We start from the raw sequence: 22,005 nt of genomic DNA, 5'->3' as shown, positions 1-22,005 counted from the left end.
ACCGCGGATCGGTGGATCAAGGCTTAGGCTCCACTCGTGCAACCAACAGCCGGTACGAGACCAAAAGACTAGGCCGCGTACCGGCTGTTTGTACTACCGCGTCAATCGTCCGCTCTGCACACTGCTGATGAAGAAGGCACACTTGTACCGTGGAAGTTGAACTGACCATCGAAAGCCCGGACGGCGAGCAGAGCCATGTCAGCGCGTCTGGCACCACCTACGAAGACGCCCTCGCCAATGCCACAGCGCTCGTGCCGGAAGGGTACCGGCGGATCGTCATCCGAAAGCATGCCAGCTGACGGTGGACGCCGAAGTCCTGGAACACACTTGCGCAGAACCAGATGGCCACTGATGGCACAATGACTCCATGACAGGCCCCCGACCGCCTTTCGAATTCACCAAAGTGTCCCTGCCGCCAGGATTCAAACAGGCGTTTGAAGACAACCTTGTCCTTGCAGGAGACCGGCGCCCCGCGATACGTGCACTGCACGAATGGGAGAACGGCATCTGCTGGCTGTGCGGCGATGCCGTCGATGTCGACAAGCCACATCCGCACCCGGGCTCCGGAGTCATCGATCACGTGGAACCGAAAGTCACAGGCGGGAAACTCGTGCGGGACAACGTGCATCTCGCGCACTTCCAATGCAATTCCCTCCGCCGCGAAATGCCGCCCGACACGTACACTCCGGACGAGTACCGGGCCGAACTAATTCGAAGCACCTTCCGGTACGAGCACCCGGACCTCTACTGGGGGGAGAAGGTCACCAAACTCGCCGCAGACGTCAAATCCCGCACCACCCGGTACAAGGCGCTCCAGAAGGAACTGGACGCCCTAAGGCCGGGCGTCAGAAGCGGGAACAGGGAACACCAGGCTAACTTTGCTGTCCTGGCCCGCGAAGCGGAAGTAGCGCGAAGGGAACTTGGGGATACGCGAGGTTTACTGGCCCACGCGAGAGAGAGGGCGCGGTCCAACCCGCCTCGTTGAACCCACACGGTGATCGGTCTCTAGGGACGGAAGTATCGCCGCCAGTAAGCGGCTTCCGCAGTCGTGAGGATCTCGTAGATCCTCTCCACGGTGAACTTCCCCAGATAGGGGCGCTCCTCCCCGGTCAGGTCTCCCAAGGACTCAAGTGCGGAAGCCAGGAGTACATCATCCTCGATGGACTCCTCGACCCATTCCTTGACGCCGTCGGCTGCCAGATCTTCCCACGTATAAGGCGATGTCGCGATGGCCTCGCGTACCGCGGAGAGTCTGTCTCTGGCGTTGTGGCTGCGGGACCTGCTGTAGAGGCGTTCCTGGTAGAGATCGGAGGTCACATCCAGCAACGACGTTTTCGCTAAGGGCGAATGCGGGGCGGCATGAGCATCCGCGACCTGGTATCGGTCAGAGCCCGGGTGTCGGTGGTGAAGTTCCCGCCGGATTTCCCGGATCCGGTGGCCAACGCGGGGTTCACCAGCTGACGAATGGCTGCCGTGGGTGTCTTCGATGTTGCTGCGTGGTGGCATGATCTGCCTCGGGCTGTGAGTTAGTGCGAGCCTTTTCCTCATGGTATTCCCGGCGTGAGCTGTGTTGAAGGGTCCCGAGGGCCACACGGTTGTCAGTCCTGGGAGAGAAAGCCGGGAACCTGCACCTCGTCCGGGTCCAACTCCGGACGGATCCGCGGGAGGCGCACTGGATGGCGGAACGAGCGGCCGGACCATGCCACGTCCTCGTGGCGGTAGCTGCTGTCTAGACCGTGAAGTGTGGCTGTCCTGTTGATGCAGTGATACCGCCGTCGACGGGTAGTACGACTCCAGTGATGTAGGCGGCATCAGGGCTTGCCAGAAACAGGACTGCCCGGGCAATGTCGTCGGGACTGGCAGCCCGGGGGAGTGCAAGTCTGTTGTGCAGAGCGGCGGCAAAGGCTGGGTCGTCGAGACGATCCTGGGTGAGTCGGGTCGCTGTGAAGGACGGGGCTACGGCGTTGACTCGCACGCCGAACGGACCCAGATCGAGGGCCAGTGACTGCATCATGGCATTGGTGGCGCCTTTGGTGGCGTTATAGGCGAATTGGCCCCAGTCGCCCCGGAGGCCTGAGACAGAAGAGATAGCGATGATCGTGCCCTGTGATTGCTTCAGATATGGAGCAGCTGCGCGGGCCAAGTAGAACGTGCCGTCCAGATTGGTCGAGCGCAGGCGTTCCCATTTTTTGTCGTCGAAGTCCTCGATTGGGCCACCTTCAAAGACGCCTGCACTGTTGACGACGACATCGAGGTGTCCGAAGCGCGCGTGGATTCGTTGAACGGCATCGCTGATGGCATGGGAGTCGGCTATGTCGGCCGAAATGATTTCCGTTCTGTCCGGAGGAAACGCTTTGGCTACGGACTTTAGTGTTGCTTCAGTGCGTCCCACAAGACCTACCGAAGCGCCTTGCTCCAGGAACGCTTTGGCGATAGCTGCGCCTATGCCCGACCCGGCCCCGGTTACCAGGACAGTGGTGTTTCCGTAGGGGTATGAAGCTGATGCGATCATTCTCTTCCTCATGGAGCTGTCGGATCCCTGGATCATTTGACCTATCGGATCCTTGGAGAATTGGAACTATAGGGTCTATCAATCATTGGGGGTTCGGACGGTGCGGACATTGCCGTCTCCAGCTGGGCACGACTGCGATCATGTGACCGTGGCTTAAGAGCGTCTCCTGGCTCGGGCATTGACATGGCCAGGACGTGTGAACCTCTTAGGGGGGCGCCGCTGTTGAGCTGCGCACGACCAGACGTGGCTCGAGCATGCGCTCGATGACGGGATGGGCGGGGTTGGCAAGCCTTTCGAGGGCTGTGATTCCGGCGGTCCGTCCAAGCTCAAGCGCGTGGATATCTACAGAGGTCAGATCGATTCCATGGAGTCTGGAGGTTCTCGAGTTGTCGTAGCCGACGAGGGAGAGGTCCCGTGGGACTTCAAGGCCGTGTACGTAGGCGCTCTCGCGGACGCCGAGCGCCATCTCGTCGTTGTGCGCGAAGACGGCGGTCGGCCGGTCCAATGATCCGAAGAGTTGATCGGAGGCTTGCCTCGCCGCTTCATGGGTGTAGTCGTGAGCGAACACCACTTGCGGTACGAGGCCGGCTTCGCGCATGACCTTTTCGTAGGTCTGCCGACGCTCTTCATGACCTTGGTGCGTTGGTCCGGTAACATGGGCAATTCGGGTGTGTCCGAGCCTGAGCAGATGCTCCATAGCGGCCTGCGCGCCCGCAATGTTGTTTGAATACACGCTGTCAACGCCTTCCACGCGTCGCGTGACGTTCACGAGGGGCACGTTCCTGGCGAGTTCCTGCACGTCCGCGTCAGGCTCGAGGAGCGTCGCCGCGATGACGACCCCTACCCGCGCTTCGATGAGCGAACCAACCGATCCTTCGTCGACGCTGCCTCTGGAGTGGGAAACGCTGAGGATGAGGCGTTTCTTCATAGGGGAGAGGGCCTCGCGCACTCCGCTGAAAATATCAACGTAGACCTCATTGCTGAGGTCTAGAAGGAAAAGACCGACGGTAGACGGGCGTTTTCTTGCCAGGTCCGCAGCGGCTGCATTGTGCCGATAGCCCAGAAGTTTTGCCGCGTCGAAGATTGCCTGCTTGGTCTCATCGCTCACGCCAGGTGCCCCGCGGAAGGCAAACGACACGAGTGTCCGAGACACACCCACCTCGCGCGCAACATCTTCCTGAGTGATTGAGTGAAGCCGCCCTGAAGGCTTAGTGCGAGGCACGCGCACAACCTGCACTGCCAAATGGTGCCGAGAACATGGAGTCTTTTCTACCTTACATTTTGCTAACAAATAAACGGGAGGGTGTCTAACTCACCTCGAGTCGGCACCAGAGGTTTCGAGGATTCAACAAACAAGGGCTAATGCATTACCTGACCGCCGCTGACGTTCAGGGCCTCACCGGTGATTTCGCTGGCGGCGTCGGAGGCGAGGAAGAGAACTGCGTTCGCAATGTCCCGGGGCTGCTGCATTCTTCCCATGGGCATGTGCTCAGTCCAGTTGGCCTCGGCCTGAGCGCGGGTGACTCCTTTTTCTTCCTGGAGCCGGCGGACGTTGTCCTCCATCATCTTGGTCATGATGGCCCCGGGGCAGATGGCGTTGACGCGCACTGCCGGTGCCACTTCAACCGCGAGGGAGATGGTGAACCCGAGGAGCCCGGCCTTGCTCGCGCTGTAGTGGCTGATGCCTGCGTAGCCCATCTTTGCGGCCTGGGACGAGATGTTGATGACAACTCCCTGGCCCCGTTCCAGCATCCCTGGCAGGACGGCCCTGGTGAGCAGGATCGGGGCCCGCAAGTTGATGTCCAGATTGAGGTCGAGCTCCCGGTCGCTGAGCTGGACCAAGTTGCTGGATCCGCCGACTCCTGCGTTGTTGACGAGGATGTCGATGCCGCCGAGGCGGGCTATCGCCTCGGCGGCGGCCGCTTGGATGTCCGCGGGCTTGCTCAGATCGCAGACGAGGGAGGTGGCGCTGCCGGGACCGGCTGAGTCGGCCGCGTCGACGCCCTTTTTCAAGGCTTCCGCGTCGCGGCCGAGCATGATGACGTCGGCCCCTGCCTGGGCGAAGGATGAAGCGATGGCGAGGCCGATTCCATCTGCCGCCCCGGTGACCAGGGCGCGCTTGTACCTGAAGTCCCAATTGCTTTGCACTGTGTCTTGTTCTCCGTTCAGCTGCATGAGGTGCACCTTTCCTGCGGCCGCTTGTCTTTGCTCCGCATCATCAACCGCCGCAGGGGGCCGAATAACTCTGACCGGCGGGGCCAGCTCAGGCGAGTGCCTGGCCCTCGCGGAATCGTTTGATGCCTTCGGCCCCTTCAACGACGGCGGCGGTGAGCTCTTCAACGGAAGTGTCTTCCCGGCGGATGTCGAGGATTTTACGGCCGTGGTTCATGACGATGTGGCGGTCGCAAACCTTGTAGGCGTGGTGGAGGTTGTGTGTCACGAGAACTGAGCTGACGCCTTCGCTCTTGAGCTGCAGGAGATAGTTCAGCAGGGCTTCGGTGGCCCTGACAGCGAGTGCCGATGTCGGCTCGTCGAGGATGAGGAGTGATCTCTTGAAGTGGACGGCTCGAGCGATCGCCACGGCCTGGGCCTGCCCGCCGGAGAGGGATCCGACGAGCTGCTTCGCGCTCTTGATGCCCTCGATGTGGACCACCGAGTCGAGGATCTCGGTGGTGATGTCGTCCATCTCCTTGATCTTCATGAAGCCGAACCGGTTGGTGATCTCCCGGCCGGCGAAGATGTTGCGGGTGATGGACATCGTTGGTATGAGGGCCGAGTCCTGGAAGATGGTCTCCACGCCGCGGCGTTCCGTCTCAGGCCGGGTAACCTTGGCGACTTCCTCGCCGTCCCAGAAGTACTGTCCGCTGGTCATTGGCACGACGCCGGACATGATCTTCACCAACGTCGATTTGCCTGCGCCGTTATCACCGAGAAGGCCTACTACTTCTCCCTTGCCGATCTCGAACGAGACGTCTTTGAGAACTGTGTTGGGGCCGTAGCTCTTGACGATCTTGTCGATCCGGAGGAGAGGTCCGCCGTTCGTCGTCATGCTTGATGCCATCTCTGAGGCTTGGGCAGTCATGATGCTTTGCCTTCCATGAACTTGTTGAATACCGCGGCGATGACAATGGCGACGCCGAGGAAGAGCTGGACATAGAAACCTGGCGCCTTGGCCAGGATGAGGCCGTTCTGGATCGTCTGGATCAGGGCGGCGCCCACGATCATGCCGATGATCGAGCCGCGGCCTCCGGTGAGTGAGCATCCGCCGACAACTGCTGCTGCCACCGCAAGAAGCGTGTAGTCAGCGGTCGTCCCCGGCTGCATGCCCGAGGTGCGGCCCACGATAAGGACCGAGGCCAGACCGACCATGAGCCCAAGGAATGCGAAGGCCTGGAGCCTGACCGCGCGGGGCTTGATCGACACGGCGGCCGCGGCGGCTGCATTGCCGCCGACCGCGTAGATTTTGTTGCCGGCCTTGTGTCGGTGCAGGTAGAACCAGGCGACAATACCGATGACGACCATCCATACGACCTGTGAGCGGAAGTAGCCGTAGTCACCTGCGAGGATGTTCACCGCTTCCGGCGTGCGGACGCCCGGGAGGAACGTTGCCGGGGTGAGGCCGTTGATGAAGATCGACGCGCCGGTCCAGAAGAAGCTCATGCCGAGCGTCGCGATGAAGGAAGGGATCCTCGTGTAGACCACGATCAGGCCGTTTATGATACCGATCACGATCGTGCTGGCCACGGCTGCAAGCAGGCCGACAACCCAGTCGGTCTGGTTGGAAACGCGGATGAACACGACGCCGGCGAAGCCGATCATCGCCCCGACCGAGAGGTCGAACTCGCCGCAGATCATCAGGACGCCGACGCCGATGCCGAGGATCGCCAGCGCAGGGATGCTCTGGGACAGGACGCCGGACATGTTGTCCTTGGACAGGAACGGGAACGAGCCCGGGCTCACGGCGCTGTAAACCGAGAATGCGACAAGGATGACGACGAAAACAACGCCGATCTCGAGGGCGCCTCGGCCCCGCAGGTAGTACAGGTTTTCCTTCAGCTTGCCCGACAAAGTAGTGGGCCTGCTGTCGGCGAGGCGCCGCCTTGTCGGCGTCTCGTCCATGGCAAGCGCCGGAGTCGGGAGCTGCCCGCTCGCGACGGGTTCCGTCGGATTCTTGATGTTGGCCATTTCGGCTCTCTCAATTCTCTGTGTTCGGGCCATCTAGCAGGCCCTGGTGTTGCTGTTCATGTGACGCGGGTTTGGTGTTGGTATGCGGGGCCCGGAGTCGAGCCCCGCATACCTCGCGGCGTTTCGTTACCAGCGGACGCCTTGCAGGTCCTTGGCCTTGAGGTTGTCCACGTTGGTCTTGTCGATGAGGCCGTTACCGCCGGAGTTGATGTCTGCCGGTGAGAGTCCGAAGTCCAGCTGGAGGCTGGCCTGGAGGACGGTCTGGAAGCCTTGGACATAGCCCTGTTGGTCGGCGGTGGCGATGATGCGGCCTGAGGTGATGCCGTCGATCACCTGGGGGGAAGTGTCGAAGCCGATGATCGGGACCTTCACGCCTGCGGCGTCCTCGGCCGGCACGGCATTGCGGTGCGGAGTGCCACCCAGCGGGACAACCGCCTTGACGTCCTTGTTGGCCGTCAACCATGAAGTCATCGAGTCGAGGGCGGCCGCGTCCTCAGCCGAGGTGCGCAGGTAGGTGCATTTGGCGCCTACGGACTTGAGCGCGTCTTCCACGCCGCCGCCGCGCTGGATGGCGTACTGCTGCGTGGGCTCTTCGGCGGGGCACAGCACCTTGTCCCCAGCGCCAATCTTGACTTCCTTCAGCAGGCGCTGGCCGACAAGCTGGCCGACCTGCCGGAAGTCCTGACCGACAAACGCCTTGATGCAGGACTTCGCGTTGGCAGACGGGGGAACGTTGAAGGCGTACACGGAAATACCGGCCTTGGAGGCCTCGCAGGCCGCGCCTTCCCAGGACGGGTCATTGAAGGGCACGAAGATCGCCGCGGGCTTGTTGGCGATGGCGGAATTGATGAGGTCGCCCATCTTGGCCGCGTCCCCTCCCGCGGTCTGCTCAGTCATCTCCAGATTGCCCAGCTGGGCTGCGTCCTTGGCGCCTGTGGCCATCTGGTTCCAGAAGGCGTCCCCGGCAGGGTCGTAGTAAGTCAAGAAAAATACTGACCGGTTCTGAGCGTGGCTACCGAAGCCGTCCTTAAGTGCGGTACTGGATGAACTGCTGGCGGAGCTATTGCTGCTGCATGCGCTGGCGAACAGAAGAACGGCAGCCCCGGCGGCGGCCAGGCCGACACGGGTCGCCTTCTGTCGAGTGGTGGTCTTCATTGACACGTCCAAGTCCTTTCATGGACCCGCAAATCCGCCTGCCGATGGGGCGGTGACGGGTTTCCTGCACGAACGCCCTGTGGCGTCCATCACAACCAGTAGACATATCGCGCGATAGATCTGTCAAGAGTTTGTTCTGACATTTTGGAAAATACTTTGCCGATCCACCAGCCGGAGTCTGGAATATTCGGCGTTACCGAGCCTTTTACTGCCTGGTCGTGTTGTCAGTTTGACCGAACATACTAACTTTCGCGTGTTAGGGTAAGTGACGCGGATCACCGAGGGATCCGCGCCTGTACGACAAAGGAGTCCCATGGAAACCGCACATCTTCACGGCAAAACCTCACTGCCGCCACTGACCAATGGCCCTCACCGCAGGCGCCTTGGCCTTGTCGCCCTGGTCGCCACATTCGGCGGCCTTCTCTTCGGCTACGACACCGGCGTCATCAACGGCGCCCTCCGCCCGATGTCCGCCGAGCTCGGTCTCACCGCGATCACTCAAGGCGTTGTTACGAGCTCCCTCGTCTTCGCTGCCGCAATCGGTGCGCTGATCGGAGGGCGCCTCTCGGACGGGTGGGGCCGCCGAAAGACGATCATCCTGCTCGCCGTTCTCTTCTTCGCCGGAACCCTGGCAGTCGTGTTCACACCGAACTTCGAGGTCCTCGTAGTCGGCCGCGTCCTCCTCGGCCTGGCGGTCGGCGGCGCCTCGACCGTCGTGCCCGTGTTCCTCGCGGAACTCGCCCCATACGAGATCCGCGGCTCCCTCGCCGGTCGGAATGAGCTCGCGATCGTGATCGGCCAGCTGGCCGCGTTCGTCGTCAACGCGGTCATCGGCAGCGTCTTCGGCCACATCGAGGGCGTCTGGCGCGTCATGTTCGCGATCTGCGCCCTGCCCGCGGTCGCCCTGTTCTTCGGCATGCTACGGATGCCCGAGTCCCCGCGCTGGCTGGTGGAGAAGGGCCGGCATGAGGAGGCACTCACGGTCCTGCGGACTGTCCGCTCCGAGGACCGCGCGTCCGCTGAGCTCGCGGACGTCGAACACATCGCCAAGGAAGAACTGGAGAGCCACCAGATCGGCTGGCGCGCAATCTTCTCCAACAAGAACCTGCTCCGCATCCTGCTCGTGGCCATCGGCCTTGGAATGGCTCAGCAGCTCACAGGCATCAACTCGATCATGTACTACGGCCAGACCGTACTCGTCGAGTCCGGGTTCAGCGAGAGCGGCGCGCTCATCGCCAACATCGCTCCCGGCATTATCGCCGTCGTAGCCGGCTCGGCCGCCCTCCTCCTCATGGACCGCATCGACCGGCGCAAGAACTTCATCCTCGGCCTCGCCCTGACGACCGTCTCGCACCTGCTCATCGGCGTCGCATCGATGGCGCTTCCGGTTGGCAACCCCGCACGTCCCTTCGTGATCCTTGCACTCGTCGTCGTATTCGTCGGATCGGTACAACTGTTCCTCAACATCGCCGTCTGGGTGTATCTCTCCGAGGTGTTCCCGCTGCACATGCGCGGCATCGGCATCGGAATCTCGGTGTTCGTCCTGTGGGTGACGAACGGGTTCCTCTCGCTCTTCTTCCCATCGCTCGTCAGTGCCGTGGGCATCACCGGCTCGTTCTTCCTCTTCGCCGCCATCAACGTCGTGGCATTGATCTTCGCCATCACCCAAGTGCCGGAGACACGCGGCCGCACCCTCGAGGCGCTCGAAGAGGATGTGACAACGGGGGCCATCTACCTCGTCCACAAGAAATAGATGCGTCCTTAGGGTCAAAAGGCGGGCGGCGCTGGCACGTTGATGAGCATCCCGGCGCCGCCCGCCTTTTGACCCTAGCGCGTCCTCCGAACCTCCAGCCCTTGGCGGGGTCGTCGTCCGATGCGGAAGACCACCCTGACGCATCCAGTGAGGTGCTGCCCGTCATGCCTTGCGGCGGTCGGGGCCCGACGGAATCTGCAGGGCCAGCAGTCAGCGGGATTTGAGTCCTTCGCGCTGCAGTTCAGGCGACATCAGTTCCGACATATCTATCTGGCCGATCGTGAGGGTTCGACCGTAATTGAGCCGCACCCGGCCGGCGATCCAGGACGTGCGGGCAAGCTCAACCAACTCCCCCGTTTCCCGCAATCTGCTGCAAGTCGTGACTTCAAGCAGCGGGACGTCTTTTGGTGAGTTCAGAAGACCCGCCTGGCGGCGACTGGCGAACGAGATGCGGATGGAACCGGAGGCGGTGGCCAGTGCCGAGCGCGGTTTCTGCGAAAGAATCGCCCGGTTCGTCGCGGGAAGCCATGATTCCGTCATCGCGATTGCGACGCCGTCGACCTCCTGAATATGGAGGCCGAAAACGAACCGTTGCGCCTCGTCGTGCTCGATGAGGCCGAGAAGCTCGATGGCGACCCCTGTGTCCTTTGAGTATTCCGTGAGGCGGGAACGGGCCACATGCCCGGTTGCGAGAAGTTGTTCGCGCCACGGCCGGAGCAAGTCCACATCGAAAGTGCCGGTGCTTTCGGTCACGAAAGTACCGGAACCGCGTTTGGAGCGCAGATACCCGTCTGTCACCAGGCTCTCGATGGCCCGGCGCACCGTCATCCGGCTCACCCCGTAGTGGGCAGCAAGTTCGTTCTCTGATGGCAGACGCATCCCGGGGCGAAACTCGAGGAGTTCGATTCGACGATGGAGATCCCTCTCGATCTGTCCCCATACGCTCAGCGGCGAATCCTGCTCCACGACGAACGGCTCCATATCCCCAAGTATGTCATCCCGGCATGTGGTTGCTATCGCCTGGCGGACGTAAAGCCCATGCTCGGGAGGCCCCATTTTTCATCGAAGGGGGACCGCTACAGTTTCGTGGCCGGAGCGACTTGTCTAGTTCAGTAGACCAATTCTGGTAGACCCGACTGTCTTGACGAACAGCAGGACGGATATTCCTCGCCTGGCGACGCCAGCCTGGTGTTCGGCTCGTAGTCTCGAAGCGTAAGAATCATCTGGTCGCAAAGGAGCACGGTACCAATGGAGCGCGCAGAGCCAGTTCAGGTCGGGCATCCACGAATCGCGATCGTCGGAAGCGGGCCGTCAGGATGCTATACGGCGCAGTTCCTTCGCAAGCACTGGGCAGAATCGGACATTGTGATATTCGATCGTCTGGACACCCCGTATGGGCTGATCCGCTACGGTGTCGCCCCGGATCACCTGGGAACCAAGGCGATCGCGAAGCAGTTCGAGCGGCTATTTACCCGGGATCGGGTCCAGTTCATCGGCGGAGTGGAAGTCGGCCGGGATATTTCGATCGAAGACCTGCGTGCCGACTTCGACGTCGTGGTACTCGCTACAGGTCTGTGGGCAGACCGGACGATCGACGGGTTCCACCGGGCAGGAGGGCACGCCACCCACGCCGGAGTCTATGGATCGGGCGAACTGACCCGAATGATCAACGGTCACCCGGACCGGGACTCCACCCGCATCAGCATCGGCCGCCGCCCGGTGATCGTCGGGAACGGCAACGTCGCCATTGATCTCGTGCGGCTGATGCTCACCCCGCCGGCAGAGTTGGTCGAACTCGGAGTTCCCTATGACGCCATCGAAGCTGTGTCCAGCGGACCAGTGGAACACATCGACGTCGTCGGGCGTTCTGGTGTCGCCCATGCAAAGTTCGATCCCGCCATGGTGCGCGAGCTGGGAAAGCTCGCCGATGTCAGGTTCACCACGGACATAGACCGCGCGGAAGACAGCGACGAAAAGACCGGCGCGATCACCGACTTGGTCGATGGCTCCCCAGTGGCCGCAACCCGCGAGGTACGTTTCCACTTCGGTTGGACACCTTCGCACCTGGAAGGCGAGGAGCGCGTCGACCGCGCGGTATTCCGCGACACCGCGGGCCGCCGTGAGCAGCTGATGCTGGACACCGACTCGGTGTGTACCGCCGTCGGGTTCACCGAGGCCGCCGACGACGTTCTTCTCCGCAGCACCCTGGAGTCCGAAACCACAGACCTCGACCGCGGCCTGCTGGGCAACGGGATCTACTGCGTCGGTTGGTTCCGGCGGGGCCCCGTCGGGACCATCCCCGCGAACCGCAGCGACGCGCGAACCGTAGCCGACGCCATCATCGCGGACGTCGAAGGCCGGACCGAACCCGGATCGGACGAGACCTTGACCGGTCAGCAGGAGGGTGCGAGCGGGCCGGGAGAAGTCGTCGTGCTGTACGGAACCGAGTCGGGCAACGCCGAGACGGTCGTCGACATGCTGGTCGACGAGTTGTCGGACGAACTCGGGATCCGCGCCATCGACATGACCGACGCGACGATCGCCGACCTGCGGCCCGAGAACTTGACGCTGGTCATCTGTTCGACCCACGGTGAGGGCGCCATGCCGTCGAGCGCCGTGCCGTTCGCCGAACTGCTCGATGCCAGGAAGCCGGACCTCACGGGGATCAGGTACGCGATGTTCGGCCTCGGCGACAGCTCGTACGAGTTCTACAGCCGCGGCAGCGAGCACATCGATGCCCGCCTCGCGGCGCTCGGCGCGACACGCGTCGGCGAGTACGGGCGCCATGACGCAGTCGACGGCACGCTCCCAAACGAAGACGCCCTCGAGTGGGCGCGCGCGACGATCGCGGGTGCCTCGACCGGATCAAGCGCCGGCGCGCCCGCCGGGGCCCAGGCGGCTACATTGCAAGCGGTCTCCGAAGCGGTGACCGCGGCGGAGCCCGCGAAAACCGTCGGCATCACGACGGCGGTGCATGTCGACAGCAGCCTGACGCCGAGGGGCCTGACACTTCACTACGATCCTTTCTCGTACGCCGACTACGACTACCCGTATGACCTGTTCAAGCGTTTGCGTGATGAGGCGCCGGTGTACTACAACGTGGAGCGGGACGTCTACTTCGTCTCCAGGTACGCTGACGTTCGCGCCGGCCTCGCCGACACCAAGCGCTTCTCAAGCGCGCGGGGCAACGACATAGACGGCACGCACGACTCGTTCGGCGAGGGATTCCTTGTAACGATCGACCCTCCGCGCCATACCGCGTTGCGTGCAGCCATCCGCCGTACCTTCTCTGTGCGCGAGATCCTGGCGAAGGAGGACGGAATGCGCGAGTACATCCGTGCGCTGCTCAAGCCCTTCTGGGAGCAGGGCGGCGGAGACTTCACTGGCGAGGTTGGCTTCCCCACCGGCGTTGGCATGGCCGTGATGCTGCTCGGCCGGCCGATGAGCGACGTGCCGGCGTTCGTCGACCATATCGAGCGAGAACTTGTGCGCGTCGTCGGTGCCCCCGGCGTGCCAGAGGACGCCAACGTAGCGGTCGTTGAGACAGAGGAGATGATCGCCGAGCGTTTCGAAGCGCGCAAGGCGGAGATCGAGGCCGGCGTCGATCCCGCCGCGACCGATGCCATGACCCAGATCACGCTCGCTGTGCACGCCGGCAAAGTGAAGCCGGAGGAACAGGTCGGCCTGGCCCACCTCGTGCTCGCCGCGGCGAGCGACGCACCCGCCGCGTTTCTGAGCCAGGTCATCATGGTGCTCGACCGCTTCCCGAATCTGCAGCCGTTCCTGCGCGAGAACCCCTCGATGATCCCGGCGTTCATCGAGGAGTGCCTGCGCTACGACACCCCGGGCCAGAATGTCTCGCGACAAACGACCGAGGACGTCGAGATCGCGGGTACCGTGATCCCCGCGAACTCGCGGGTGACGTTCCTGCAGGGATCGGCCAACCGCGACGAACGGGTGTACGAGAATCCCGACGTGTTCGACATCACCCGTGAGATCACACCGGCGAGCCGCATCATGTCGTTTGGCGAGGGTGCGCACGCCTGCATGGGGGCTCCCTTCCTCCGGCTGTGCGCGCGCGTGCTCGTCGAGGAGCTCGTGGAGGGTCCATCCGTGCGGATCGTCGGCCTGCCGGAGCGCTTCTCGAAGCAGCTCATCCGCGGCTTCGCCAAGCTGCCGGTCGCGTTCGGCCGATGACCGCCGGACACCTTGCCCTCGAGTGGGGCGTCAAGGAGAGCTTCATCGCCTACGTTGAGGCGCTCCCTGACGGACTCATCGAAGCACGCAATGGGGCCGCGCGACGCGCAGGTGTCTTCGTTCTTCCTGGCCAGCGGGTGGACGTGGACAGCTTCCGATTTATCGGAACCATCCATTTCTACGGGCATCACGGTGTTCTGGACGTGACCCTCGATGAGTTCAGACTCGAAAGCTCCGCTCGGCGGCTGGTTCTGTCCGCCGAGGTATCCGGCGTAAGTATTCCCATTGCGGAGCTGATGAACGTGGAAGTCCGCGACGGCGCCGTCCTTCACTCAGAGTTCGTGAGCCTTACTGACGATGGTGCCGCCGTCCTCGGCGGCGTCTACACCCTGGGCGCTTCACTTGCGCCCCTGACGATCCGTTCCGCGCCCTGACGCGTGGAACCAGAGAGGACAACATGCAGTATCGCAACTTCGGTCGCACCGGCTGGAAGGTCAGTGAGATTTCCTTCGGCGCCTGGCAGCTTGGAGGGCAATGGGGCACGGTGGACGACGAACAATCCGTCCGTGCACTGCTGACGGCCTACGAGCAGGGCATTAACTTCGTCGACACCGCCGAATTCTACGGGTTCGGGCACAGCGAGGAGGTCATCGGGGAATCGCTTCGTCGGTGGGACGGGGACAAAATCTATGTCGGGACCAAGACCCGGCCAATCCAGTGGCCGAACCCGGATCAGGACGATCCGCAGATGCGCGGCCGCTATCCGGCTTGGTACCTGCGTGAAAACGTCGAAGCTTCCCTGAAGCGTCTCGGGGTCGAACGCCTGGACCTGCTTCAGCTTCATTGCTGGCTGCGATCAGGAATCGGCGAGCTGGACTGGCTTGAAACGCTCAACGAGCTGCGTGCCGAGGGAAAGATCGACAAGATCGGCGTCTCCATCCGCGACTATCGTCCCGATGAAGGTGTTCAGCTTGCGGAGCTTGGGCTGGTCGATTCAATCCAGGTGATCTTCAACATGTTCGAGCAGCGCCCCGTGGACACCTTGTTCCCCGCGGCAGCGAAAACCGATACCGCAATCATCGACAGGGTCGCCTTCGACTCGGGATCTTTGTCAGGTCTCTGGACACCCGAGACCTACGACGGCTGGGAGGAAGGATCGCAGCAGCGGGAGATGTTCCGCGGAGAGCGGTTCGGCGAGACTCTTCGCCGGGTAGAGGCGTTGAAGAAGCTTGTCGCCCCCTATTACTCCACGCTTGCAGAAGCAGCGATCAAATACGTGTTGGCCTCCCCGGAGGTTTCCACCGTGATCGCCGGCATGAGCAGCTCCCGCAACATCGCCCGGAACGTCGGCTACTCCGACGGACAAGCGTTCCCGGAGGAGCTGCGTGGGCAGCTTGCCGAGCACGGATGGATCAGGAACTACTACAAATGAGCCGCACCGATCAGGTTCAGGCCGAGCTTCTCAGCCCGGAGGAACTTAACGCGCGCTTGGCTGACCACTCGATCGCCTACCTACCGTTGGGCACCTTGGAGTTCCACGGACCCCACTTGCCGATCGGGCTGGACGCCCTGACCGCCCACGGCGTGTGCGTCTCCGCAGCCCACCGCAGCGGTGGGATCGTGCTCCCGACGGTCTACCAAGGGTTCGGCGGCGGTCACGGCCAATACCCGTGGACGATCATGATGAACGGGGGAGACGGGATCAGCAAGCACCTGAATGCGACATTGACCCGGCTGGAGGACTTCGGAGTGACCACTGCAGTGATATTCAGTGGACACTTTGCCCCCGAACAACTGGACATGATCGACCAGGTCTCAGCGAAATGGAATGACCGCGAAAACGGCACCCTCAAAGTCACAGCGACCGCGGTGAACAGGTGCCCGACCGCTCCGCTCCCTGCCGATCACGCAGGAGAATTCGAGACGACCCTGCTGGCCGGAATAGCCCCCGAACTGGTGCACCTGGAGCGTCTGCCCCCGGCAGACACCCACCCAGCCGTGGATCCGGACGGGGACCCCTACGGGCTGCATCGCCACGAACCCCAGAACCCGCTGTGGGGCGTTTTCGGCCCCGACCCACGGGTCGCGGTCCTTGAATCGGGCCCAACGCTACTCGAACACATGGGTGAATGGCTGGCGGAAACAGCCGCCGCGACACCCTCGAACTGAATCCCGGGGCCAACTGTCCCTCCACCCGGGGACGGATGGCCCCGGCATCGCTGAAGCAGGTCTCTTGGACCGGCATGCCCCTGCAGACATGCGCATCAGTCCAAGGGACCCGCTTCTACAAACGGGAAGGAGGCATTGTGGTTTCAATCGTGGATGGGAAGGCGCCGGACCCGCGCAGCTCTCAAGACCTGGAAGGGGCTCCCGCAGAGCCCGCGGTTTCCTTCGCGCAGGTACTGCGGTTCAGGCGGTACGGACCCGAGCCCTTGTACTACCAACTCGCCCAGAGCGTCGAGGAGGCGGTCGCCTCCGGGGAAATCCCCCACGGAGCCAGGCTCCTTCCCGAGTCGGAAATGGCACACGAACTCAGGCTCGCCGTTTCGACGGTGCGCAGTGCCTGGTCATACCTTGAGGACAAAGGCATGCTGGTCCGAACCCAAAAGAGTGGCACCTTCATTCGGTGATCGGCGGCCAGCTCCTTGGACACTGCAGCGGCAGTGTCGTCGTAGAAAATTGGGTATCGGGCGACGAAGGCAAATGAAAGGGTTCGCTTTGTTCATCAACCCCTGCGCGCGATTTCCTGGAAGAAATCACGGACCTTCCTGAATCCGAGGCCCTGCAGCGCCGTTTCGCCTTCGACGAGCGGGTCCACACCACGGAGGCCTTGGCCACGGTCAAGGAATCCACCACTAACAACAACGGAAAGAAAATCAAGCTATGAAACTCGGCGTCTACAACGCAATCCTGCACGACCGGCCGCTCCCCGAAGCGCTCAAGGTCATCGCCGACCTCGGGCTCACCGGCATCGAAATCAACACGGGCGGATTCCTGCCCGCCGTCCATGTCCCCACCATGGACCAGATCCTGGAGAGCGACGCGGCCCGCGACGACTACCTCGGGATCTTCGAGGGGACCGGCGTTGCGATCGCAGGCCTGAACTGCAACGGCAACCCGCTGCACCCGAAGCGCGAAATCGGCGAGAAGCATGCCGAGGACATCCGCCGCTCCATCCGGCTCGCGGAGCGCCTCGGGCAGAACCGGGTCGTGACCATGTCGGGGCTGCCCGGCGGTGAGCCCGGCGCGACCGTGACCAACTGGATCGTGAACGCCTGGAACTCCGCCGCGCTCGACGTCCTCGACTACCAGTGGGACATCGCGGCGAAGTTCTGGCGCGAGACAGACCGTCTGGCCGCCGACCACGGCGTCAAGGTAGCCCTTGAACTGCACCCGCAGAACATCGTGTTCAACACTGCCGATGTCCACAAGCTCATCGAACTCACGGGAGCCACCCACGTGGGCGTCGAACTGGATGCTTCACACCTGTTCTGGCAGCAGATGGATCCGGTGGCCGTGGTCCGCGAACTCGGCCCGCTGGTTTTCCAGGCTGCCGCGAAGGACGTCCGCGTGAACACGGAGAACGCCGCCCTTTACGGTGTCCTCGACAACAGCTTCCGCCGGCTCTCCGCCGAGGAAAACCGGACCAACCTCGGCGGCGACGAATGGGCCAACGAGTGGCCCAAGAACTCGGCGTGGGACTTCGTTGCCCTCGGCCGCGGGCACGACACCGCTTACTGGACCGAGTTCCTGCGCGCCCTGCACGAAGCTGACCCGAACATGCTCGTCAACATCGAGCACGAAGATACCTCCCTCGGCCGGATCGAAGGGCTCGAAGTGGCATCCAAGGTCCTTCGCGATGCCGATGCCGCACTCACCGAGTCGCTGAACGTCACGGCCTAGAAGCATTCTGAAGGAGCCCGGCGGGCAGTATCCCACCGGGCTCGGCTGCACCCGGCACTACCGCCGAATTCCCGATCATTTCGCGTTCCTCCGAAGCGGGGGCTGGGTCGGTCCGGAACGGGTTCAGGGTCTTGCATGCCGGACATAGGTACCACTTCCGATTCGGGGGTGACGCTTAAGGGACGTCGGCGGGGAGCCGGCAAACGGTGCCGGCTCCCCGCCGGACGTTTTTTAGGCGATTAGGCCGAGATGTCCACTGTGCGGGACTCGGCATCGCTGAGCCGGGCAGCGTCCAGGACTTCGAGTGTGTGCACCGCCTCGATGCCGGGGACCGGCTGGGGTCCGTGCCCGGCAACGGCCAGGGCGAACTGCTCGTAGTAGTGGTGATAGGCGCCCTGTTCGGACGGCACGCGGGTGGCGCCGGCCGCCGTCGTCAGCGTTCCCCAGCGGGATTCTTCCTCATACCCCCACGAAGCCGGACCGTCCACGGGGCGTCTGCCGGCAATGGCGGCCTGGGCCTGCACGTCAGTTTGTTGCGAGACGTAGCTTCCGCCGGCGCCGAGCAGCCGCAGCTCCCGCGCGGTGAGCCGGTTGATCTTGGTGGCCGAGAGGTGGGACCGCACGCCGCTGCGGTGCGTGACGGTGAGAAAGAAGCCGGAGTCGGTGCGGCCGGCGTCCAGGTCCGCCCAGTCGAGGGTGGCGTAGACGCTGGCGGCCGGGCCGAAGAGCCACAGGGCCTGGTCAACCAGATGGCTGCCGAGGTCCCGCAACAGGCCACCGGCCGGACCGGCCTCGAGGGTTTCCGGATCGTCGAAATCCATGCGGGACTCAAATCGGGTCACCTTCCCCACCCGGCCGGAGTCCAGCACCGCGCGCAGCGTGCGGATATCCGTGTCCCAGCGGCGGTTGTGGAAGACGTTGAGGATGACGCCGGCGTCCGCGGCTGCCTGGACCAGTTCTCGCCCCACCGCGGCGCTCGGGGCGAACGGTTTGTCCGCCACCACATGGACCCCGGCCGCGATTGCCTCGAGCACCAGCTCGCGGCGCGTTTCAGGCGGCGTCGTGATGACCACAGCATCCACTCCGGCGGCGAGCAGTTCCGTCAAGGTGCCGTAGAGCGGCATGCCCGGGTAGTCCGCCGCGGCCTCCGCGCGGCGGACCGGGGAGCGGGTGACGATGCCCGCGAACTCCACCCCGTCCGCGGCTGCGATGTACGGAGCGTGGAAGATCCGGCCGCCGAAGCCGTATCCAACGAGTCCAAGTTTCACAAGGTCTCCTTCGTGCTGTGGGATTTCGCCGCCGCTCCTGCTTTGTCCTTATGGCACCAGAATTCATGTCCTGTCAAAGATTTGTACTGACATATTTACAACAAACCGTAGTCCGTGGAAATTGCCCGGATTGCGGGCCTGAGCACGGGCAGATTCGGACCCCCAAAGGGTTGCCTCTACTTGCGGGGAACGTCCAGCTCGCCGGTGACATACTGGGCCCGGCCGAAGCCGAAGGACCAGTCTTCGGCGCTGTTTTCCACGTAGCCCAGGAACACATCTTCGCCGGCCACCCCAATCTCGCCGAGCCGGGCGGCAATGGCAGCAAACAGCGACTGCTTGGCCTCGCGGCTGCGGCCGCCCTGGGTGAAGATCTGGATCATGACCACGCCGGAACTCCGTTCAAAACCAAGACCGGCATCCTGGGCAACAATCTGGCCGGAAGGATGCTCGGTGATGATGTGGAAGTAGTCGCGCTCGGGAATCCAATATTCAGCCAGGATCGCATCGTGGATTCGGCGACTAAGCTCGCCAAGCTGCTCCGGGCTGCGGCCTTCATTTACATCGATACGAACAAGCGGCATGAATTCTCCTTCGTCTATTTGTCCTGACATACTAACAAATAGTTTATAGGACGGCAGCTCTTACGACCATGCGGCGCCGCATCCGAACCGGGGGGCTACCCCAACGGCTCCCAATTCCCAGCGCCGTGGACAGGTCAAAGTCACCCTGAGTTGACGGGGGACCGGCAACCAAGATTCATGGTCGGGGAAGCGCCCGGTGCGGTGAGTTCGTCAGGTTTTTCCTGGGCGAATCCGATCTGGATGTAGATCTGGATGTAGATCCGTTCGAACGTGCGTCCGGAACGGCACAGGTCGTGGCCGGCAGAGGTCTGCAGTGCACGTGCGCCCGATCAGGGGCTGGAAATGGACGGGTCAGGCCGCCAGACTTACCTTCCTCACGGTTGTGGAGGCACCCTCGGGTGCCAGGATGCTTAGTCTGCAGTCGGCCTGGAACGGATCGATGTGGGCGGGCAGGTGATGGGACTGCGAACAGACGCGCAGCTGCTCCAGAGCCTCGGGCTCGACCCTGGCGCGTGTCACGTCGATCTCCAGGCTCAGGCCTTCCATCAGGGCGTTGGCGCGTTTCACGACCACATAGAGGGCCTGGAGGCTTTGCGTTGTCATGCGGCCTTGGGGCGCGATCTTGGCGCGGGCGCAATCGATGTCCACACGGACCAGGACGTTGAGCTTGTCTGTCATCGTGCTCCTGCCGTTGACGGGCGGCCGCGACGCTGCGACCGCCCACGCAAGCTTAGGCACGAACTGTGACCCACGCAACATCTCGACGAGGGATGCTTTAGGTCATTCCGCCGGATTCTTGCGGCCAGGCTGGCGTGTTTCTGAGAAGAGGAGAGCGAGACGGGATACTGAGCACATGACATTTGACGGTGCACCACATTCGCAGGTTGAGAAGCACGCCTTCATTTCGTATGTGCACGAGGATTCAGAGCGCGTCGACCAATTGCAGCAAGTCCTCGAAGCAGTGGGAGTGAAGGTCTGGCGCGACAAGAAAGACTTGTTTCCCGGAGCTGACTGGAAGACCGAGATCCAGAAAGCCATCACGCAGGGTAGCTTGGCCTTCATCGCGTGTTTCTCAGAGGCGAGTGCAGCTCGTGAGATTTCCTATCAGTTCGAAGAGTTGGTTCTAGCAGTCGACCAGTACCGACAGCGTCCGCCCGCCAAGTCATGGCTTTTCCCTGTTAGATTCGATGACGTCTCCCTGCCGGAGTACAGTCTGGGCGGTGGAAAGACCCTCGACGACATCCACAGAACCGACTACTTCGGCCCCCAACACGTGGGCGAGCTCGTGAAGTTAGCGAACGCCGTTGCCAGGCTGCTTGGCCCGCATCCAGGCGACTCCCGTTCCTTGACGACAGGGTCAGGCACAGGGAGTGAGCCCTCCCAGGAGGATCCGGGGCGCGTGGTCAAAGGAATGCTCCGTGACCCGAGCCGTGACATCGACCTCGACGACTTCGTAATGGGGGTCGCGTCGAAGATCCGTAAGGAGCTCACCGATGATCCACAGTTCTCCGTGGTTGTCAGTGGAACCGAACCTGACAGTGTAGGTGTCGTCGAGCAGATCGTGGAGCGCCTGACCGCCTACCAGCATGTACTGGAACCGTTCGCTAAAATCCTCGTCGTGGCCGGAGCATGGGGAGAGGAAAAGCACGCAGAGCTCTGGCGCCGGGCGGCAAAACTTATCCTCAACGCGCACTCCGACGGCGGGCACACCAGGCTGGTGGCCCTTCAGCAATTCGTTCCCATGTACTTGTCATACGTGTCAGCGATTGCATCCACGGACAAGTCGAATTTCTACAGCCTGGAAGCGCTCTTGGATGCACCCATCCGCACCATTCAAGGGCCCGATCCGATGATCGCGCTGCTGCATCCTCACTACATGTTCCAACACGCCGAGGCGTGGGTGCCCACTGCCGTCACCATGAAGGCCGAGGGACAGCCCGTGACGTCTGCGGTAATCGAAGGCTTCAGAACCAGACAGCAGATGCCTCGGTTTACGCCTGTACCCACCTACCTCTTCACGACACTCAGGCCTCTGTTCGTCGACCTGATCCCCGACGACGAAGACTACGAGGAGCGGTTCGACCAGGCAGAGGCACTTCTTGCATTGAAGGCGTGCGTGGCCAAAGTCGAAGCCGCCGAGGCAGGACGCTATGGTGTTGGCAAGTGGGACAGCCGCTACACCTGGAAGCCCCGACACATGCACAACGGCCCTGACAATGCTCTGGCAGATGAGTACAAAGCACAGGGCGAGCGTTGGGCGCCGATCATGCAAGGCCTCCTTGGAAAGAAGGTTGTGCCTGTACCCGGACGCCTCAATGTCGGAAATTTCGACACTCATGCGATCGACGAAGCGATCCCCATGTTCCTGGATAGGCAGCTCTAGCCGCGGGGACATTGCAGAGGTCAATCGTGGGAGAGAAAGCCGGGAATCTGCACCTCGTCCGGGTCCAA

Annotated in this window: 21 protein-coding genes; 10 read left to right on the top strand and 11 right to left on the bottom strand. The window is 62.6% G+C overall.

Annotation, left to right across the window (positions count from 1 at the left end; genetic code table 11):
• Nucleotides 1-149: 149 nt before the first annotated feature.
• Nucleotides 150-299 (top strand): hypothetical protein, encoded by a 150-nt coding sequence (locus tag AC3ANQ_RS21760; protein ID WP_488302960.1) that lies wholly within the window; start codon nucleotides 150-152, stop codon nucleotides 297-299.
• 68 nt (nucleotides 300-367) lie between these two features.
• Nucleotides 368-985, top strand: coding sequence for an HNH endonuclease (locus tag AC3ANQ_RS21755; protein WP_488302959.1), 618 nt, complete (start codon nucleotides 368-370; stop codon nucleotides 983-985).
• A gap of 20 nt (nucleotides 986-1,005) precedes the next feature.
• Here the strand turns inward: AC3ANQ_RS21755 and AC3ANQ_RS21750 are convergent, their stop codons facing one another.
• From AC3ANQ_RS21750 to AC3ANQ_RS21720, 7 genes are all read right to left on the bottom strand, one after another.
• Entirely contained in the window at nucleotides 1,006-1,506 is a 501-nt protein-coding gene (locus AC3ANQ_RS21750; protein ID WP_488302958.1) for a hypothetical protein, read from the bottom strand.
• 223 nt (nucleotides 1,507-1,729) lie between these two features.
• Nucleotides 1,730-2,512, bottom strand: coding sequence for a meso-2,3-butanediol dehydrogenase (budC, locus tag AC3ANQ_RS21745; RefSeq protein ID WP_488302957.1), 783 nt, complete (start codon nucleotides 2,510-2,512; stop codon nucleotides 1,730-1,732).
• Nucleotides 2,513-2,717: 205 nt separating this feature from the next.
• Nucleotides 2,718-3,734, bottom strand: coding sequence for a LacI family DNA-binding transcriptional regulator (locus AC3ANQ_RS21740; protein WP_488302956.1), 1,017 nt, complete (start codon nucleotides 3,732-3,734; stop codon nucleotides 2,718-2,720).
• A gap of 137 nt (nucleotides 3,735-3,871) precedes the next feature.
• On the bottom strand, nucleotides 3,872-4,687 hold the full coding sequence (locus AC3ANQ_RS21735) for an SDR family NAD(P)-dependent oxidoreductase (protein ID WP_488302955.1): 816 nt from the start codon (nucleotides 4,685-4,687) through the stop codon (nucleotides 3,872-3,874).
• An 88-nt stretch (nucleotides 4,688-4,775) separates the two neighbouring features.
• Complete coding sequence (locus AC3ANQ_RS21730; RefSeq protein WP_488302954.1) at nucleotides 4,776-5,594, bottom strand: ATP-binding cassette domain-containing protein; 819 nt, start codon at nucleotides 5,592-5,594, stop codon at nucleotides 4,776-4,778.
• Complete coding sequence (locus tag AC3ANQ_RS21725) at nucleotides 5,591-6,697, bottom strand: ABC transporter permease (protein WP_488302953.1); 1,107 nt, start codon at nucleotides 6,695-6,697, stop codon at nucleotides 5,591-5,593. The genes AC3ANQ_RS21730 and AC3ANQ_RS21725 overlap by 4 nt, the downstream gene beginning before the upstream one ends.
• A 126-nt stretch (nucleotides 6,698-6,823) precedes the next feature.
• Complete coding sequence (locus tag AC3ANQ_RS21720) at nucleotides 6,824-7,852, bottom strand: substrate-binding domain-containing protein (RefSeq protein WP_488305391.1); 1,029 nt, start codon at nucleotides 7,850-7,852, stop codon at nucleotides 6,824-6,826.
• A 313-nt stretch (nucleotides 7,853-8,165) separates the two neighbouring features.
• Here AC3ANQ_RS21720 and AC3ANQ_RS21715 point away from each other — a divergent pair, with 313 nt between their 5' ends.
• Nucleotides 8,166-9,605 (top strand): sugar porter family MFS transporter, encoded by a 1,440-nt coding sequence (locus AC3ANQ_RS21715; protein ID WP_488302952.1) that lies wholly within the window; start codon nucleotides 8,166-8,168, stop codon nucleotides 9,603-9,605.
• Nucleotides 9,606-9,815: 210 nt separating this feature from the next.
• On the opposite strand, the gene AC3ANQ_RS21710 is transcribed toward AC3ANQ_RS21715, so the two are convergent.
• Nucleotides 9,816-10,586 (bottom strand): GntR family transcriptional regulator, encoded by a 771-nt coding sequence (locus AC3ANQ_RS21710; protein ID WP_488302951.1) that lies wholly within the window; start codon nucleotides 10,584-10,586, stop codon nucleotides 9,816-9,818.
• Nucleotides 10,587-10,853: 267 nt separating this feature from the next.
• Here AC3ANQ_RS21710 and AC3ANQ_RS21705 point away from each other — a divergent pair, with 267 nt between their 5' ends.
• The 6 genes from AC3ANQ_RS21705 to AC3ANQ_RS21680 all read left to right on the top strand — a co-directional run bounded on the left by AC3ANQ_RS21705 (nucleotide 10,854) and on the right by AC3ANQ_RS21680 (nucleotide 17,705).
• Entirely contained in the window at nucleotides 10,854-13,802 is a 2,949-nt protein-coding gene (locus AC3ANQ_RS21705; RefSeq protein ID WP_488302950.1) for a cytochrome P450, read from the top strand.
• A complete protein-coding gene (locus tag AC3ANQ_RS21700) occupies nucleotides 13,799-14,236 on the top strand; it encodes an HtaA domain-containing protein (RefSeq protein WP_488302949.1) in 438 nt (145 codons plus the stop codon). The genes AC3ANQ_RS21705 and AC3ANQ_RS21700 overlap by 4 nt, the downstream gene beginning before the upstream one ends.
• A gap of 23 nt (nucleotides 14,237-14,259) precedes the next feature.
• Complete coding sequence (locus AC3ANQ_RS21695) at nucleotides 14,260-15,234, top strand: aldo/keto reductase (RefSeq protein ID WP_488302948.1); 975 nt, start codon at nucleotides 14,260-14,262, stop codon at nucleotides 15,232-15,234.
• Nucleotides 15,231-15,971, top strand: coding sequence for a creatininase family protein (locus AC3ANQ_RS21690; protein ID WP_488302947.1), 741 nt, complete (start codon nucleotides 15,231-15,233; stop codon nucleotides 15,969-15,971). The genes AC3ANQ_RS21695 and AC3ANQ_RS21690 overlap by 4 nt, the downstream gene beginning before the upstream one ends.
• Nucleotides 15,932-16,432, top strand: coding sequence for a GntR family transcriptional regulator (locus AC3ANQ_RS21685; protein WP_488302946.1), 501 nt, complete (start codon nucleotides 15,932-15,934; stop codon nucleotides 16,430-16,432). Before AC3ANQ_RS21690 ends, AC3ANQ_RS21685 begins: the two co-directional genes overlap by 40 nt.
• A gap of 253 nt (nucleotides 16,433-16,685) precedes the next feature.
• Complete coding sequence (locus AC3ANQ_RS21680; RefSeq protein WP_488302945.1) at nucleotides 16,686-17,705, top strand: sugar phosphate isomerase/epimerase family protein; 1,020 nt, start codon at nucleotides 16,686-16,688, stop codon at nucleotides 17,703-17,705.
• A 239-nt stretch (nucleotides 17,706-17,944) separates the two neighbouring features.
• Here AC3ANQ_RS21680 and AC3ANQ_RS21675 read toward each other — a convergent pair whose 3' ends face one another.
• The 3 genes from AC3ANQ_RS21675 to AC3ANQ_RS21665 all read right to left on the bottom strand — a co-directional run bounded on the left by AC3ANQ_RS21675 (nucleotide 17,945) and on the right by AC3ANQ_RS21665 (nucleotide 20,232).
• Nucleotides 17,945-18,973 (bottom strand): Gfo/Idh/MocA family oxidoreductase, encoded by a 1,029-nt coding sequence (locus tag AC3ANQ_RS21675; RefSeq protein WP_488302944.1) that lies wholly within the window; start codon nucleotides 18,971-18,973, stop codon nucleotides 17,945-17,947.
• Nucleotides 18,974-19,149: 176 nt separating this feature from the next.
• Nucleotides 19,150-19,554, bottom strand: coding sequence for a tautomerase family protein (locus AC3ANQ_RS21670; RefSeq protein WP_488302943.1), 405 nt, complete (start codon nucleotides 19,552-19,554; stop codon nucleotides 19,150-19,152).
• Between the two features lie 351 nt (nucleotides 19,555-19,905).
• The gene (locus tag AC3ANQ_RS21665) at nucleotides 19,906-20,232 is read right to left on the bottom strand and encodes a hypothetical protein (RefSeq protein ID WP_488302942.1); all 327 of its coding nucleotides are present in this window, start codon (nucleotides 20,230-20,232) and stop codon (nucleotides 19,906-19,908) included.
• A gap of 175 nt (nucleotides 20,233-20,407) precedes the next feature.
• Here AC3ANQ_RS21665 and AC3ANQ_RS21660 point away from each other — a divergent pair, with 175 nt between their 5' ends.
• A complete protein-coding gene (locus AC3ANQ_RS21660; RefSeq protein WP_488302941.1) occupies nucleotides 20,408-21,937 on the top strand; it encodes a toll/interleukin-1 receptor domain-containing protein in 1,530 nt (509 codons plus the stop codon).
• Nucleotides 21,938-22,005: the final 68 nt, after the last annotated feature.

The sequence above is a fragment of the Arthrobacter sp. DMZ02-1R genome, assembly GCF_057747935.1.
Note: the sequence above shows the minus strand (reverse complement) of the source record. Positions and strands in the feature narration are given on the sequence as shown.